The sequence below is a fragment of the Amycolatopsis mongoliensis genome, assembly GCF_030285665.1.
GTDB lineage: Bacteria > Actinomycetota > Actinomycetes > Mycobacteriales > Pseudonocardiaceae > Amycolatopsis > Amycolatopsis mongoliensis.
Genome location: NZ_CP127295.1, coordinates 7,960,573 through 7,976,275, shown reverse-complemented (window position 1 = coordinate 7,976,275; position 15,703 = coordinate 7,960,573). Strand labels below are relative to the sequence as shown.

5 protein-coding genes are annotated in these 15,703 nt (G+C 71.9%); all 5 read right to left on the bottom strand.

Annotated elements, in window-relative coordinates; translation table 11 throughout:
• Nucleotides 1-20: 20 nt before the first annotated feature.
• From QRX60_RS38245 to QRX60_RS38225, 5 genes are read right to left on the bottom strand one after another with little or no spacing between them, the layout of a single operon-like run.
• Nucleotides 21-4,562 (bottom strand): kelch repeat-containing protein, encoded by a 4,542-nt coding sequence (locus tag QRX60_RS38245; protein ID WP_285996331.1) that lies wholly within the window; start codon nt 4,560-4,562, stop codon nt 21-23.
• 39 nt (nt 4,563-4,601) lie between these two features.
• Nucleotides 4,602-6,536, bottom strand: coding sequence for a S8 family serine peptidase (locus QRX60_RS38240; RefSeq protein ID WP_285996330.1), 1,935 nt, complete (start codon nt 6,534-6,536; stop codon nt 4,602-4,604).
• Entirely contained in the window at nt 6,533-8,491 is a 1,959-nt protein-coding gene (locus QRX60_RS38235; protein WP_285996329.1) for a S8 family serine peptidase, read from the bottom strand. The genes QRX60_RS38240 and QRX60_RS38235 overlap by 4 nt, the downstream gene beginning before the upstream one ends.
• A complete protein-coding gene (locus QRX60_RS38230; protein WP_285996328.1) occupies nt 8,488-13,089 on the bottom strand; it encodes a DUF6603 domain-containing protein in 4,602 nt (1,533 codons plus the stop codon). Before QRX60_RS38230 ends, QRX60_RS38235 begins: the two co-directional genes overlap by 4 nt.
• Nucleotides 13,086-15,638, bottom strand: coding sequence for a M64 family metallopeptidase (locus QRX60_RS38225; RefSeq protein WP_285996327.1), 2,553 nt, complete (start codon nt 15,636-15,638; stop codon nt 13,086-13,088). Before QRX60_RS38225 ends, QRX60_RS38230 begins: the two co-directional genes overlap by 4 nt.
• Nucleotides 15,639-15,703 lie beyond the last annotated feature (65 nt).

Below are 15,703 nucleotides of genomic sequence, written 5' to 3'. Positions count from 1 at the left end.
CGTGGTTTCCTTCGCTGACGTCATGGGATGAGCACCTCGCCGGTGCCGGCGGGGTCGGGGCCGGAAACACCGGCGGCGACGAGCACCCGGTCGTCGGGCAACTCGGTGACGGCGTGGGCGGAGCGGCCTCGGAGCAGGCCCGAGACCGTCGTCCAGGTGTTGTGGTCCGGGTCGTAGAGGAGGGCGGAGCGGTAGCCCGCCGTCCGTTCCGGTGTGCCGGTACCGCCGGTCACCAGGACGACTCCGGAGCTCAGCAGCAGCGCCCGGTGCCCGGTGCGCCCGCCACCCGGCATCGGCGCCGCCGCGCTCCAGGTGCCGCTCTTCGGGTCGTACCGCTCGGCCGTGGCGAGGCTGTGCGGGTCGAGCGTCCCGTCGGCCGCGACGACCGGGTCGCCGCCGGTGACCAGGACCGAGCCGTCCGGCAGCAGCGTCGCCTGGTGCCCGGTGCGGGCCTGGGCGAGACTGCCGGTGACGACCCAGTCCTCCTGCGCCCGGTCGAACACCTCGCAGTAGGCGAGCTGCCCGCTCCGGCCGCTCCCGCACGGGACGGCGCCGCCGACGACCAGGACGTTGCCGTCCTGCAGGAGGACGGCCTGGTGGTCGGTGCGCGCGTCGGTCATCGGCGGCAGCGGCGCCCAGGTGCCGGTGGCGGGGTCGAACGCCTCGCAGGCGGCGAGGGCGCCGTCGTCCTGCCCGGGCCGCACGCCACTGCCGCCCGCGACCAGCACCCGGCCGCCACGCAGCTTCGTCGCGGAATGGCCGTGCCGGGCGACGCCCAGGTCCGCCGCCGGCGTCCACACGCTCGCGGCGGGGTCGGCCACCTCGGCCGTCGCGAGCACGGCGTCCGGGCCGCGGCCGCCGGCCGTGAGCACCCGGCCGTCGTCGAGCCGGGTGGTGGTGTGCCGGCGGCGGGCGGTGCCCAGTGCCGGGCCGGTGGACCACGAGTCGGCGGTCGGGTCGAACAGGGTGGTCGAGGCGACGGCGCCGCCGTCCTGGCCGGTCCCGCCGGCGAGCAGGACACGTCCGGTGGCCAGTGGCACGGCGTCCACAGTGGACACTGGGACCGGCAGGACTCCCGCGGCGGACCAGGTGCCCGGCACGCCGGGGCTGCCCACCGCCTCGGCCGCGGGGATCACGTGCAGCAGGCCGTCGAGTCCCCGGTCCGCGGCGACGAAGTCCGCGAGGGCGTCTTCGGCGGTCGCCCGGCTGCGGAACGTCGTCACGGTGGTCCGGCCCGGCCGCGCGATCGAGCCGGGCGGGAACGCCTGCCGGTTGCTCTTGCGGTAGGCGACGACGAACCGCTGTTCGGTGACGCGGACGGTGTCCTGTACGGCGAACGGCTGCTTCTGCGCGGCCTGCCGGGCCGAGAGCGCGGCGCGGCTGGTGCTGCTGCCGCGGGTGAGTTCGTCGAACACCGGTCCGCTGACGCTGTGGAACCGTTTCAGCGGCGCGGCCAGGGTGGTGGCACGCGGGGTCGCGGCGCTGTCGATCAGGTGCAGTTCGTAGCGGGCGCTGCGGCGGACGACGCGAGCGGTCGCGAGGGCGGTGTCGGCGGTCAGCTCCAGGCCGGCGTCCTGGGTCTCGTAGGACGGCCGGGACAGCGCGGCGGCGTCGGAGAGGGTCTGGAACTGTCCCATCGCGAACCGGTCGCCGGTGAACGACACCCGCTTGAGCCCGCTGTCGTCCACCGGGTTGACGGTGAACCGCTTGCCGTCCCCGGCCTTCTGCCCGCCGACGCGGTCCAGCCGGACTCCCAGGGGCAGCGCGCGCTGCCGGACGAACAGCGTGCCGAGCGGGTGCAGCACGATCTCGCCGGTCTCGGGCAGCTGCCGGAGGGTGACGAGCGTGCGGTTGTCCCCGGACGGCAGCCGGGTGTCCCAGCCCTCGAGCTTGCCGATTTCGTTGGCCAGCAAGGGAAGCACGGCCACCGGCGGCAACGTCGTGTCGCGGTTCTCGCCCCAGGTGATGTCGAAGTTCGCCGAGATCGAGAAGAACAGGAAGCCGATCGACCCCCGGCCGTGGGCCCGCCACGGCGCCGGGCCTTCGAGCTGGAAGTCGAGGTCGATCCCGAACGCGCCGACCCCGAACGCCTTCAACGTCACGTGCGCACCGATGTGGATCGCGAACCGGAACGGCGACAGCTGGAACAGCGCGTCGAACCCGAGGTGCCCTTCGACGCGGAACGCGCTGAACCCCAGCCGCAGCTCCGCCTTGGCACCGAACTGGACGGTGTTGCTCGTGACGGCGAAGTACCCGGAGACGCGGATGAGCTGGTTGCTGCGGTTGAGGATGTCGACCGACAGGCGGTCGGGGATCGGGAACGGCAGCGGCGGCGGCCGGTACGCCGGGTGGAAGCCGCCGACGGTCAGCACCAGGTCGGGGGCGTCGCCCCAGGCGACCAGCACACCCATCCCGCCCTCGATGGTCATGGTCAGGATGCGGGAGTCGAACAGTTTCGCGAAGAACCACAGCCGGGACTTGTCGAGCTCGAGCGCGCCGACGAACTGGGCCTGGACCACCAGCAACGGATCGTCCTCGGTGGGCAACGCGGCCTTCAGGACGCCGAGGACCGCGATGGTGCCCGGGATCTCGATGATCACCCCCAGGGAGATGCTCACGAGCGTCGGCGTGCCCCAGCCGATCTTGGCCATCGGCCCGATCAGGAACGTGCCTTGGTCGGGCGGAAAGAACCGTGCCAGGTCGGACAGGATCCGGGGCGCGTTGGCGACCACGTCCTTCGGGAACGCCACCGACTCGATCGCGCCGGTGCGGACCCCTTCGACCAGCGCCGCCAGGTTCATCCCGCGGTTGAGCCCGACGAGCCCGCCGACCGCCAGCAGGCGGAAGCCGTACCCCAGCTGGATGCCGCTGCCGAACTCGGCGGTGAGGACCATCAGCAGGGAGAAGCCCGGCGAGCCGTCCGGCTGGCGCGTCGTGATCAGCCCGATCGCCTTCAGCGCGAGGAAGTCGGCGAACTCGAGTTCCAGCGAGCCGGAGTACTCCCCGCGGTCCGGCTCGAACGAGAGGGTGCCGCCCCCGGAGATCCCGCCCGCGTCGACCGACAGGCCGACTCCGGTGGGCGGCTTGAACCCGCCGGAGAAGTCGGCGAGCCCCAGGCTGCCGCCGCTCGGGGGCTGCTCCAGGCGCAGCACGGCACCGGTCCGCGCGACCGCCGCGAAGACCGGGCCGAGCTGCGCGGTGATCGAGCCCGACGCCTCGAACGTGACGCCGCCGGCCGCCAGCAGCAGCGCCAGGTGCAGGCTGGTGATGGTCACCGGCCCGGCGCTGAGGTCGACCGGCACGTCCACTTCGGCGCCGCCGGATCCCTTGAAGCGCAACCCGGTGGCGGACGACCACGTCAGCACGAAGTCGACGTCGAGCTCGATCTTGCCCGCGGGCAGGAGCGTGCCGATGAAGCCGTCCGCGTCCGACAGGTCCAGCACGATCTTGCCGCCCTCGACGGCGGCTTCGAACACCAGCGCGCCGTCGGCCCGCCGCTCGGTGGGGTTCCACACCAGATCCGCGCCGGCCGTCGCGCGCAGGCGCCGCGCCTCGATCCGCGAACCTCCCGCCGTACCCAGCACGACGATCGGCGGCGCCCCGTCGGCGTACGGCGCCTGCAGGCCCAGCCGCACCCCGCCGCGCACTTCCGCCGTCGGCGGGACGACCCGCAGCTGCGCCGGGGGCAGCAGCTCGACGGCGGCCTTCTCCTCCAGCGCCGCGTCGGACGTCACGACCAGCGCGACCGTGTCGCCGATCGGGAGGGTCAGGTTCAGTGCCTGGTCGGTGGCGAGGCGCAACTCGGCGTCGACGCCGGGGACGGGATCGTCGGTGACGCCGACGTCGACCGCGGCGATGCGCAGGAACAGCGGCGGGCCGGGCTGCACGAAGGCGAAGTCGGTGACCGCGACGAGGAAGATCGAGAGCCGGCGCAGCAGCAGGTCCCAGTCGAACTCCGGGCTGCCCCAGGCGTAGATGTCGGCGAGCACGCCGACCGGGTCGCGCAGCAGCGCGGTCAGCCGGTCCACCCGCAGGACGCGGCGGACGTGCGCGGGCGCGGCGGGAGTCGCGGCCAGCGGGGTCGACTCGAGGATCCCGAGCAGGCCCAGCAGGTAGCCGGCGACCGGTTTGCGGTCTTCGAGGTAGGTGATGAGCGCGAAGCCGAACAGCCGTTGCGCGAGTTCGGCGGCGAACGCCTCGACCTCGGCCCGGCTCGGGCCCGCCGTCCGCGCCGCCGCGGTGATCGCGGTGGACACCACGTCGACGGCCGTGGCGACCGACCTGACCATCGGGGCCGCGGCGGCCACCGCGGCGGTGATCCGGGCGGTGTCGTGGGCGTCGATCGCCGCGGCCAGGTCCGTCACCACCCGCGGCAGCGTGCTCAGCGCGGTCGCGGTGCCGCCGACGGCGTTCTGCACCGCCTGCGCGCCGAGCACGACGTCGGGTGCGGGCAGCCCGATCTCGGCGAACAGGAGCGGGATCTCGGCGCCACGCAGGCGCTGTTCGAGCGGGGCGAACGCGCGCCCGATTTCGAGCATCAGGGTTTCGACGGTCAGTGCCATCCGGTGCCTCCGGTGGACTCGGTGCGGAAGTCGTTCATGTCATGCGCCCGTGACGACCAGGGCGTAACCCTGCTTGCCGAAGACGACGGTTCCGCTGACGGTGATGGTCCACGGGCCGGTGAACGGCCGGTCGACGACGATCATCTGGACGTTGTTGAGCAGGTCGGGGGTGCCGGGCGCGCCTTCACGGGACACGCCGGCGGTGGTGTCGAAGTCGTTTCCGAGGTACCTGATCCCCAGCGCGTCCCGGGCCTCCAGCTTGAGGACGTTCTTCGTCGGCTGGGTAGCGGACTCGGCCGCGGGAGGATCCGTCCACACGAGCGTGATCTTGAGCTGTTCGTGGTCGTCGCCGACGAAGAAGCGTTGTGAGGTGCTCGTGTGCAGCGTCAGCCCGGCGCTGTTGCGCACGTCGTTCACCAGCAGCCGGCGACGGCGGCCCTCCTTGAAGACGAGGGTGCGGTCGAGCTGAATCTGCCCCCAGCCTTCGACGTCGGACGGATAGCCCGCGATGCCGGTCATGTTGGTGGTCGAGTTGAGCAGCACCGCCCTGATCAGGGCGCCGGACGGGGTCATCCGGCGATCAGCCCGTTTCTCGCCGTGGGGGTACCACCCCTCGACGAAGTACTGGCGTACGAGGGCGGCGGCCGCCGCCGCGTTGGGGGTCGCCCAGCTCGTGGCCGCCAGTTCGGGGTTCTTGAAGTAGGGACCGGTGTCGCAGTAGAGAGCGGTCGAATTCCGTTTCAGGGACGCGGACTGGATGCCGTTGCCCACCGCCATGAGATCGGGTTTGCGCCGCCCGTCGGCGGTCGGCCCCGGTTTCCCGCTGCCGAACTTCATCTGGTCGGGCGGACCCTGGGACGCGGCCACGCACAGCACGTTCTTCGCGATCCCGGGCGCGCCGTTGCCGGTGCCCCGGTCGGTCGTGTTCGCCGCGGCGGCGATCACCACGTGTTCCTCGTTCTCGAAGCTGAACTTGTCCGCACCTACGGCGTCGGTGTTGTACAGCGGGATGACGCCGCCCCAGCTGTTGGTGTGGATGGCGGCCCCGAGCTCCTTCCCCCGTTGGAGGATGCCCTCCATCTTGAGCCCGATCGGCGGGAACAGGTCGTCGAGACTGCGGCAGACGAGCTTTGCCGCCCACGCGCCGCCGCGGTGCTCGTGGGTGCCGTTCTTGTCGAGCGAGTTGCCGGCGAGGATGCCCGCGACGAACATGAAGTGCTCGGTGACATCGGGGAAGTTCTGGTCGAACATGCCGAGGACCTTGCGGTGGTTCTCGCCTGCGTTGGCGTGGTCGGGATCGTTGAAGAAACAGTGGTTCAGGTCGAGGTGGCCCTTGTCGATGAGCCCGATGATCTGGCCCTCGCCGTGCAGTTCGTGGTCCCAGATCGGCGTGGTGTTCAGGCCGGCGACGCCCGACTGGAAGACCTGGGCCGCGGGGACGTCGGTGACCTCGCGCTCCGGGACCGGCTCGACCAGGACCACCTCGTCGATGGCCGCGACCAGCGGCAGCTTGGCCCGGTCGTCGAGGGTGAAGTCGGCGTACTGGCTGCCACCGAAGGCCCGGTTGTCGGTGAGCACGACGTTGCGCGCACCGAGCGCGCTCAGCGCGGCTCCGACTGCGGCGGAGTCCGCGTCGTCGAACAGGGTCGCGATCAGGTCGAGCGGAGTGGCGCCGGCGGGAATCCAGGAGGCGAGCTTCAACGCCGGGTCGAGCGGGACGCTGGTGCGGACCAGGAAGTCGGCGCGCAGCCTCGCGGCGGTCTCGTCGTCGAGCCGTTCGAGGAACGAGAAGTTCGGGACGAACCGGTCGAGGCGCACCCCGTACGCGGCCTTCAGGCGGGCGACGTCGGGCTCGTTCAAGGACGCCCGGAACTGCACGAGCGTCGCCCTCGTGGCCGACGCGAGGGCCTCCGGCACCCGCACCTCGGCGGGATCGAACGGTTCCGGGCCGATCCACACGCGGAAGTCGGTCATTTCAAGGCTCCTGACACCACGAGTGCGTAGCCTTGCTGCTCGAAGATCAGGTCCCCGTGGAGCGAGATCCTCCAGGGGCCGGCGGGTGGGTGCTCGACGATGACCATCTGGACGTTGTTGCGGAGGTCCGCCCCGCTGGACGTAGCTGGTGCGAACGGCCGGGAGAACCCGGTGGTCCGGTCGATGTCGTTGCCGAGGTACCGGACTCCCGCGGGGTCCTCCACGTCCAGCCGGATGGAATTGCGCGACGGCAGGGTGTGCAGGGACTCGGCCGGTGGGACGTCCGTCCACACCAGCGTGATCTTGAGAATCTCGCTGCCGTTGGCGACGGACACCTGCCGGGTCACCTGCTGTCCGAGCGTCAGGCCGGCAAGGTGCCGCACGTCGTTAACGAACAACCGGCGAGGACTGCCCGGGAAGAAGAGAGTGCGATCGAGCCGGATGCGTCCCCAGCCCTCGAGGGCTGTCGGGTAGCCCTTGAGGCTGGCGGTGGGGAGCCCGGAACCGGTCATGTCGACGGTCGAGTTGAGCAGCACCGCCCGGATCAGCGCACCGGTCGGGAAGAACGGCCGGTTGCCCAGCCTCTCACCGCGGGGGTAGAACCCCTCGGTGAAGTACTGGCGCACGAGCGCGGCCGCGGCCGCGGCGTTCGGCGCCGCCCAGCTCGAGGCGGTCGCGCCGAAGACCTGCGGCGGGCCGGTCAGGCAGTAAGGCCCCGAGGCCGGCGCGGGGTTGAGCAACGCCGAGCTGATGCCACCGCCCACGGCGATGAGATCGGGCTTGCGGCGGCCGTCGGGGACGGTCGGGCCGGGCTGCCCGTCACCATAGTCCATCTCGAAGGGGAACGCTTCGGCCGCTGCGACGCAGAGGACGTTCTTGGCGATCCCGGGCGGCCTGTTGTCGTTCGGTCCGTGGAAAGGCGCGGCGGCGCCGACGACCACGTGGTCCTCGTTGCGGAAGCTGAAGTCGTCGGCGTCCCGCGCGGTCTTGTCGTAGTCCGGGTTTTCGACTCCCCAGCTGGTGTTGTGAATCGTGGCGCCGGCGTTCATCCCGTCCTCGAGCATGTTCACGAGGTGGGTGTCCCGGGTGCGGAAGACGATCTTGGCCGCCCACGCCCCGCCCCGGTGCGGGTGCGCGCCCTGGTTGGTTTGTGCGTCGCCCGCCGCGATACCCGCGACGAACATGGCGTGCTCGGTCACCTTGGTGCCGGCCTTCGAGGTGAGCTTGAGGACCTTCCGGTGCAGCGGGCCGGGGATGTTCACCGGGTCGTCGGTGAAGAAGCAGTGGCTCAGGTCGATCGTGCCGCCCTCCTCGATGATGTCGATCACCTGGCCTTCGCCGTGTATTTTCTGGTCCCAGATCGTGCCGCCGTGCTCGCCGACCGTGCCGGACTGGATCGTCTGCGCCGCTTCGACGTTGAAGGACACAGTGGCCTGCTCCGGCTCCACCCAGACGACGTCGTCGAGCGCCGCGACCAGCGGCAGCGCCGACCGGTCGTCGATCGCGCACCGCGCGACGGGGTGGCTGCCGATCTCCCGGTTGTCGAGGACCTGGACGTCCCGGGCGCCGGCCGCGGTCAGCGACGTCCGGACGGCGGGGAGGTCCGTGTCGTCGAACAAGGTCACGATCAGCGCGAGCGGCGTGCCGGTGGCGGGGATCCAAGGGGCGAGCTTCAGCGCCGGGTCCAGTGCGGTGCAGGTCCGGACGAGGAAGTCGGCCCGCACCTTGGCGACGGTCGCGTCGTCGAGGTGTTCGAGGTAGGCCAGGTTCGGGATGAACCGGTCGAGGACCAGGCCGTACGCGCTCTTCAAGCGGGCGACGTCCGGGATGGTCAGGGCGGCGGTGAACTGGACGACCGTCGCCTTCTTGCCGGGCGCGAGCGCGCCGGGGGCCACGTCGATGGGGTCGAACGGCTCCGGGCCGATCAGCAGGCGGAAATCCTGGGGCCGGGTCACGGTATGAGCACCTCGCTGCGCTGGGCCGGCGTGCCGGCTTCCGGGTTTTCGGCGGCCGCGCCCGCGCTCGCGACGCCGCCGGCGACCAGGACCCGGTCGTCGGCCAGTTCCACGACGCCGAAGCCGGACCGGCCGGTGCCCAGTCCGTCCACTGTGGACCAGGAGCCGTCGGTGTGGTCGTAGGCCAGGACGGACCGGTAGCCCGCCGTCGCTTCCGGCGCACCGGTCCCGCCGAGGACGAGGACGAGCTCCGAGCGCAGGAGCAGGCTCCGGTGGCGGGCGCGCCCGCCGGGCAGGTCCGCCGCGGCGGACCACTTCTGCGTGGCGGGGTCGAACAGTTCGGCCGTGGCCAGGCTGTGCGGGTCGACGGTGCCGTCGGCGGCGACGACCGGATCGCCGCCGGTGACCAGCACGTGTCCGCCGGGCAGCACGGTCGCCTGGTGGCCTTTCCGGGCCTGGGAAAGGGTTCCGGTGGGGGTCCACTCGTTCTTGTCCGGGTCGTACAGCTCGCAGTACGCCAGTGCTTCTTCCCGGCCGCTCCCGGTGGGGACGGCGCCGCCGATGACGAGGACCCGGCCGTCGTCGAGGACGACCGCCTGGTGCCCGGTGCGTGCGTCACCCATCGGGGCGGTGGCGGTCCAGGTTCCGGTGGCCGGGTGGAACAGCTCGGCCGACGCGAGTGCGCCGTCTTCCTGGCCGGTCCGGACCCCGCTGCCGCCGGTGACGAGGATTCGCCAGTCATGCAGTGCGGTAGCCGCGTGGCCGTGGCGGGCCGTGCTCATCGCGGCCACGGGTGCCCAGGCGCCGGCGGCGGGGTCGAAGACCTCCGCCGAGGCGAGCACCTCGGTGCCGGACCGCCCGCCGAGGGCGAGGACGCGGCCGGTGCCGAGCCGGGTGGTGGTGTGCCGCCGGCGTGCGGTTGCCAGCGGCGGTCCGGCGGACCACGCGTCGGCGGTCGGGTCGAACAACGCCGTGGCGGCGAGCGACGACCCTTCGGGTGCGGTGCCACCGGCCAGCAGCACGCGGCCGTCGGCGAGCGTGGCCAGGTCGGTCTCCGACGCGGGCACCGGCAGCGGCCCGGCGTCGGACCACGTCCCGGACGCGACCGGGGACACCGCCGCCTCCGCCACCGGGATCACGTGCAGCAGGCCGTCCAAGGCCCGGTCCGCGGTGACGAACTCGGCGAGCGCGTCCTCCGCCGTGGTCCGGCTGCGGAAGGTGGTCGCGTGCGACCGCCGTCCCGGTACGCCGGGCGGGAACGCCTGGCGATTGCTCTTGCGGTAGGCGACGACGAACCGCTGTTCGGTGACGCGGACGGCGTCGGTGGCCGCGAACGGCTGCTTCTGCGTGGCTTGCCGCGCCGACAGCGCCGCGCGGCTGGTGCTGCTGCCACGGGTCAGTTCGTCGAAGACCGGCCCGCTGACGCTGTGGAACCGCTTCTGCGGCGCGGCGAGGGCGGCCGCACGAGGACTCGCCGGAGTGGCGGTGCTGTCGATGACGTGCAGTTCGTAGCGGGCGCTGCGGCGGACGACGCGGGCCGTGGCGAGGGCGGTGTCGGCGGTCAGTTCGAGGCCGGCGTCCTGGGTCTCGTAGGAGGGACGGGACAGGGCGGCGGCGTCGGAGAGGGTCTGGAACTGTCCCATCGCGAAGCGGTCGCCGGTGTCCGAGACTCGCTTGAGGCCGGTGTTGTCGAGAGGTGCGATGGTGAACCGCTTGCCGTCCCCGGCCTTCTGCCCGCCAACGCGGTCGAGCCGGACGTTCAGCGGCAGGGCGCGTTGCCGGACGAACAGCGTGCCGAGGGGATGCAGCACGAGTTCGCCGGTGTCGGGCAGCTCCCGGAGGGTGACCAGCGCCCGGGTCCCGCCCGAGGGCAGCCGGGTCTCCCAGCCTTCGGTCTTGCCGATTTCGTTGGCCAGCAACGGAAGCACGGCCACGGGTGGCAGCGTGGTGTCGCGGTCTTCGCCCCAGGTGATGTCGAAGTTGGCGGAGATGGAGAAGAAGAGGAACCCGATCGAGCCGCGGCCATGGGCGCGCCAGGGTGCGGGGCCTTCGAGCTGGAAGTCGAGGTCGATGCCGAACGCGCCGACGCCGAAGGCTTTGAGGGTGACGTGGGCACCGATGTGGATGGCGAACCGGAACGGGGACAGCTGGAAGAGTGCGTCGAAGCCGAGGTGCCCTTCGACGCGGAACGCGCTGAAGCCGAGCCGGAGTTCGGCTTTCGCACCGAACTGGACGGTGTTGCTGGTGATGGCGAAGTAGCCGGAGACGCGGATGAGCTGGTTGCTGCGGTTGAGGATGTCGACCGAGAGCCGGTCGGGGATCGGGAAGGGGAGAGGGGGTGGCCGGTAGGCGGGGTGGAAGCCGCCGACGGTGAGGACGAGATCGGGGTTGTCACCCCAGGCGACCAGCACGCCCATCCCGCCCTCGATGGTCATGGTGAGAACACGCGAGTCGAAGAGCTTCGCGAAGAACCACAGCCGGGACTTGTCGAGTTCGAGCGCGCCGACGAACTGGGCCTGCACGACCAGCAGCGGCTTGTCGGCGGTGGGGAGCGCGGCCTTGAGGACGCCGAGCACGGCGACGTTGCCCGGGATTTCGATGATGACGCCGAGCGAGATGGTCACCAGAGTGGGCGTGCCCCAGCCGATCTTGGCCATCGGCCCGATCAGGAACGTGCCCTGCTCCGGCGGGAAGAACCGCGCGAGGTCGGACAGGATCCGGGGCGCGTTGGCGACGACGTCCTTCGGGAAGGCGACGGACTCGATCGCGCCGGTCCGGACGCCCTCGACCAGCGCCGCCAGGTTCATCCCGCGGTTGAGCCCGACGAGCCCGCCGACGGCCAGCAGCGTGAAACCCGCCCCCAGCTGCAGACCGGTGCCGAACTCGGCGGTCAGCACGATCAGCAGCGAGAACCCGCGGGCGCCGCCCGGCAGCCGGGTCGTGATCACCCCGATCGCCTTGACGGCCAGGAAGTCCGCCAGTTCCAGTTCCAGCGCGCCGGCGTACTCGCCCCGCTCGGCGTCGAAGGAGAGGAACCCGCCGCCGGAGATCACCCCCGCGTCCACCGCCAGCCCGACCCCGGTCGGCGGCGTGACGTGCAGGCCGACGTCGAACGGGCCGGCGTTGCCGTCGGTGAAGGCGACCGGGAGTTCGACACCGAAGCCGTCGACGACGTAGGCGAACGGGCCGAACCTGCCCGAGAACGCCGCTTGGGCGCGGGTGGCCAGTGCCGTCCCGTCGGCCGCCACGGCCAGGGTGACGCGGTCGACGTGCGCGAACCCGAGGTCCAGGTTCGGGCTGACGGTCACCTCGAGCCCGGCCTGGGTGGTGAACTGCAGTCCGGTCCGGCTCGACCAGGCGAGCTGGGCGGGGATCGCCACCCGCAGTTCGGTGTCGCCCAGCACGGTCCCGAGGAACCCGTCCGCCCCGGCGGCGCTGACCACGAGCGCCAGCCCGTCGACGGCGGCGCGGAACCCCACCTCGGGTTCGCCGCCACGCACGTCGACGGCCGCATCGAGTTTCGCCCCGGTCAGCTCCAGGCGGGTCTGCCCGGGCTGGCCGAACAACCGGACGGCGGTGTCCGGGGCGAATACGAGCGACACCCCGAACCCGGCACCCGGCAGCGCCCGGCCGGGCTCGCCCGGGTAGCGCACGCCGACGTCGCCCGGCCGCGCGAACACGGCGAGCTGCTGGGCCAGATCCGTGCCGGCGCGCACGACGAGCGTCCAGTCGCCGCCGAGCGGCACGGCCGCGTCGACGCCGTCGGGCACCAGCGGCAGCAGGATCATCCCGGGCAGCGCCTCGCCGTCGGCAGGCAGCCCGGTGAGCTGGAGCCCGATCGGCGCCACCGTCCCGCCGGGCAGGGCGGTCTCGCCGAGCATCAGGGTCAGGCCCTGGCCGGCGGTTTCGTCCGGTGGCCGGGTCGCCTCGGTGTGCAGGGGAGCGATTTCGTCGTCGGACAGCTGGTCGAGCGTCACCGGCAGGCCGAGGCCCGCGACGAGCCCGGCGAGCAGTTCGGCGAGCTTGCCGAAGGCCAGGTTCGGCGTGCCCCAGCCGTAGACCGCGGCCGGCACCGGCGACGGATCCGCCAGGAGCGCGGGGATCCGGTCCCAGTCGAAGCGGACCCGCACGTGGTCGGCGCGACCGGCGGCGGCCGGCTGGAACTCGGGCACGATGATCCCGAGCGCCTCGAGCGCGGCGTACCAGTCGGGCGCCTCGGCCAGCAGCTGCCTGCCCAGCAGGTACTCGAAGATGCGGCGGGCCAGCCCGGGGAGGAACACCGCGGGGTCGATCCCGGCCGGAGCCTGGGTCAGCGCCGAGATCGCCCGGTAGACGTCCCCGGCTTTGCCGACGACGGCGAGGATCTCTTCGACGGTGGCGCCGTCGGAGAGCAGCTCGAGCGCGTTGACGGCCTGGGTGACCGCCGCCGCGACGGCGGGGTAGGACGGCGGCAGGCCGGGTACCTGCCAGCCGAGCTGGCGCATCAGCGTTGTGAAGGCGGCCGCGTCCGAGAACGCGTCCTCGAGGGGCCGGACGGCTTCGACGAGGTGGTGGGCGATCAGGCCCAAGGTGCCGCGATCGCCGGCGGGGTCGGTCATCTCGCCCCTCGCTTCCCGTAGCGCTCGCGGAAGTCCGCCTCCACCGCGCCGTGCAGCGTCGGATCGGCGTTGTCGACGAAGGCGTAGCGGCAGATGATGCAGAAGTCGGCCAGCTTCACGGACTTCGTCTTGGGCTCCACGAAGAACTGGCGGTTCATCACGCAGGTGCCGGTCGGGCGGTAGATCCCGCAGTTGTGCTCGCTGCCGTTCTCGTAAAGCCCGATCGTCCAGTACGAGAAGCCGGGTGGCCTCGGCGCCGCGCGGTGCGGGAAGTTGGTCGCGAACGTCGGCACCGGCAGCTTGACATTGCCGCACGCCCGGCCGTGGTCGTCGTTCGGCGGATCGGCTTCGCCCTTCATCGGGTTGGCGTTCAACGGGTTCTGCGTGTCGGTGATGCGCTGGAGCACGTCCGGGTCGGCCAGCGTCAGCAGACCGCCGAACTTGTTCGCCTTGAAGTCGGGGTCGGGCTTGCGGACGTAGGCCAGCAGGATGCTCCCGGCCGGGAAGATCGCGATGGTCGCGCCGAACAACGGCTCGACGGTCACCGTGTTGGCCGCCGGGTCCGCCGCGATGATCTTGCAGATCGAGGATGGTGGCCCGGCCGTGGCCAGTGGGCGGCGGCGGAACATGACGATGTCGTCGGTCCGCAGCCTGCTCGCCTTGACGTCGACGAGGTCGACGGTGAACGGGCCGACGGCCGGTGCCGTCATTCCGTTCTTCAGCACCCCGGCCTTGGCGATCCGCGGCCACTCGGCCCACTTGATCTTGCTGGTGTCGATCGCCCCGGCCGGGGTCCCATCCGCGGAGAGCGAGGCCCGGTCCTGGACGTTGGGGGTGGCCCGCACCTGGCGGATCTTGAGCGGCGTCGGCGCGGCGGTCTTCCCGCCGTACTCGTCGCCCAGGCCGAAGGAGTGCCCGAGCTCGTGGGCGACGGTCAGCCACACCCCGTAGAAGACGTCGGTGGGGATGTCGTCCGGCTTCAGGTCGAACCCGTTGCCCCCGTCGTTGAGCCGCACCCGGTGGAACGGGCGGGCGGCCAGGCTCACCCCGACGGTGAGCCCGGTCGAGTCGTCGCTCACCTTGCGCCGGCTCGCGAGACCGCCGTACCGGGAGGACCGGCAGAGCACGACCACCCGGTTCCGGTCCTTGCCGGTCGACCAGAGCCCGGCCGGGAGGACGTCGTCGTCCGGGCCCCGGAGCGCGTCGAGGAACTTGTTGAAGTCGTTGTCGGAGATCCGGCGGGGGTTCGGCGAGATGAGGTGCTCGAGCAGGTTCACATCGGCCGACGGTCGCTCGCTGAACGCCATGTGGAACGCGGTGTCACGCTCGTTGAGCAGCAGCCGGTCGTTGAGGGCGACCCATTCGGCGAACCGTGGCCGGAGCAGGTCCTCGGTGATCAAGTCGTCGTAGACGTTCTGCAGGAATACGATCTTGCTCTCAACGGTGGTGCCGGCCGGGTAGTCGGCCGGGTTCGGCAGGCCGATGGCGTTGACGACATCGGCGAGCGACCAGCCGGCGGCCGGGCGGGTCGCGCTCGGCAGGGGCAGCGGCACCGCCGTCGCCGGGAGCTCTCCCGGAGCCGGGCTCGGGTCGAGTTCGTCGAGCACCGTGACCCCCGCGTCGGGCGAGGGCACCCAGCCCCGCCAGTAGTTGACGCGGCCGGTGAGGGCGGCGTACGGCCGGGTGTGGGGCCGGCTCTCCAGCCGGTCCTTGACGATGCCGACGAGCCGGTTGTACTGCGCCTTGTCGGCATCGGTGTCCTGGAAGCCGTCGGGCAGGAAGAGGATGTTCGGCACGGTGTCGACCTGCTTCACGCCGGGGCCGCCGAGGTGCGCGAGCCGCACGTGGGTGGACCAGGACGGGCCGCAGACGGCCGTGCCGTCGGCGTGCAGCCCGGCGGCGGTGGCCGTCACCTTGGTGTCCGGGCCCGACTCGACCGGTGCGGTGAGCACCCCGGTCCGGGCGTCGACGGTGATCGGGCCGCCGGTGGCCGACCAGGTGAGCGCGGCGGTGGTCGTGCGCGCGAGGTGGACGTAGGTGAGCTCGTTCGCGTTCGGCGCCCGGAACGGCGACCAGTTGGTGATGTCACCGATGACGCCCTCGCTGACGACCACGGTCCCGTCGAGCACCTGGTCGAACAGACCGAGCACCGAGAACCGCGCCTGGGCGGACCCCTGGCGCACCGTCAGGCGCGCCGGGGTGAGCCACAGCGAGGAGACCTTCTCGTGCACGTGGATCCGGATGCGGGTGGTGATCGCCGGGTCCTGGTCCAGCGAGACCCCGAGGAGGAACGAATGCCCGCGCAGCGCGAGCGTCTTCACCGTGACCTCACCGGCGGCCGTCACCTCGATGCCGTGGTCGACGCCGGTCTTCAGCTGCGGCTTGAACGTCACCTTGGCATCTGCCGGCAAGGGCTGGTCCTGCGTGAGCGTCGCGTCGGTGAGGTCGTCGACGCGGAGCAGCCTGACGAGCTCCGGCGACGAAAGGCCGGGCATCAGGTGCAGGTCGGTGGCGGCGGTGTCCGCCCACTTCAGCCGGGCGATGGTCATGCGGTCCCCCCGGGTTCGCTTGCCGAGCCTCACTGTCGCAGCGACCGTCGACAACTCGTCGACAA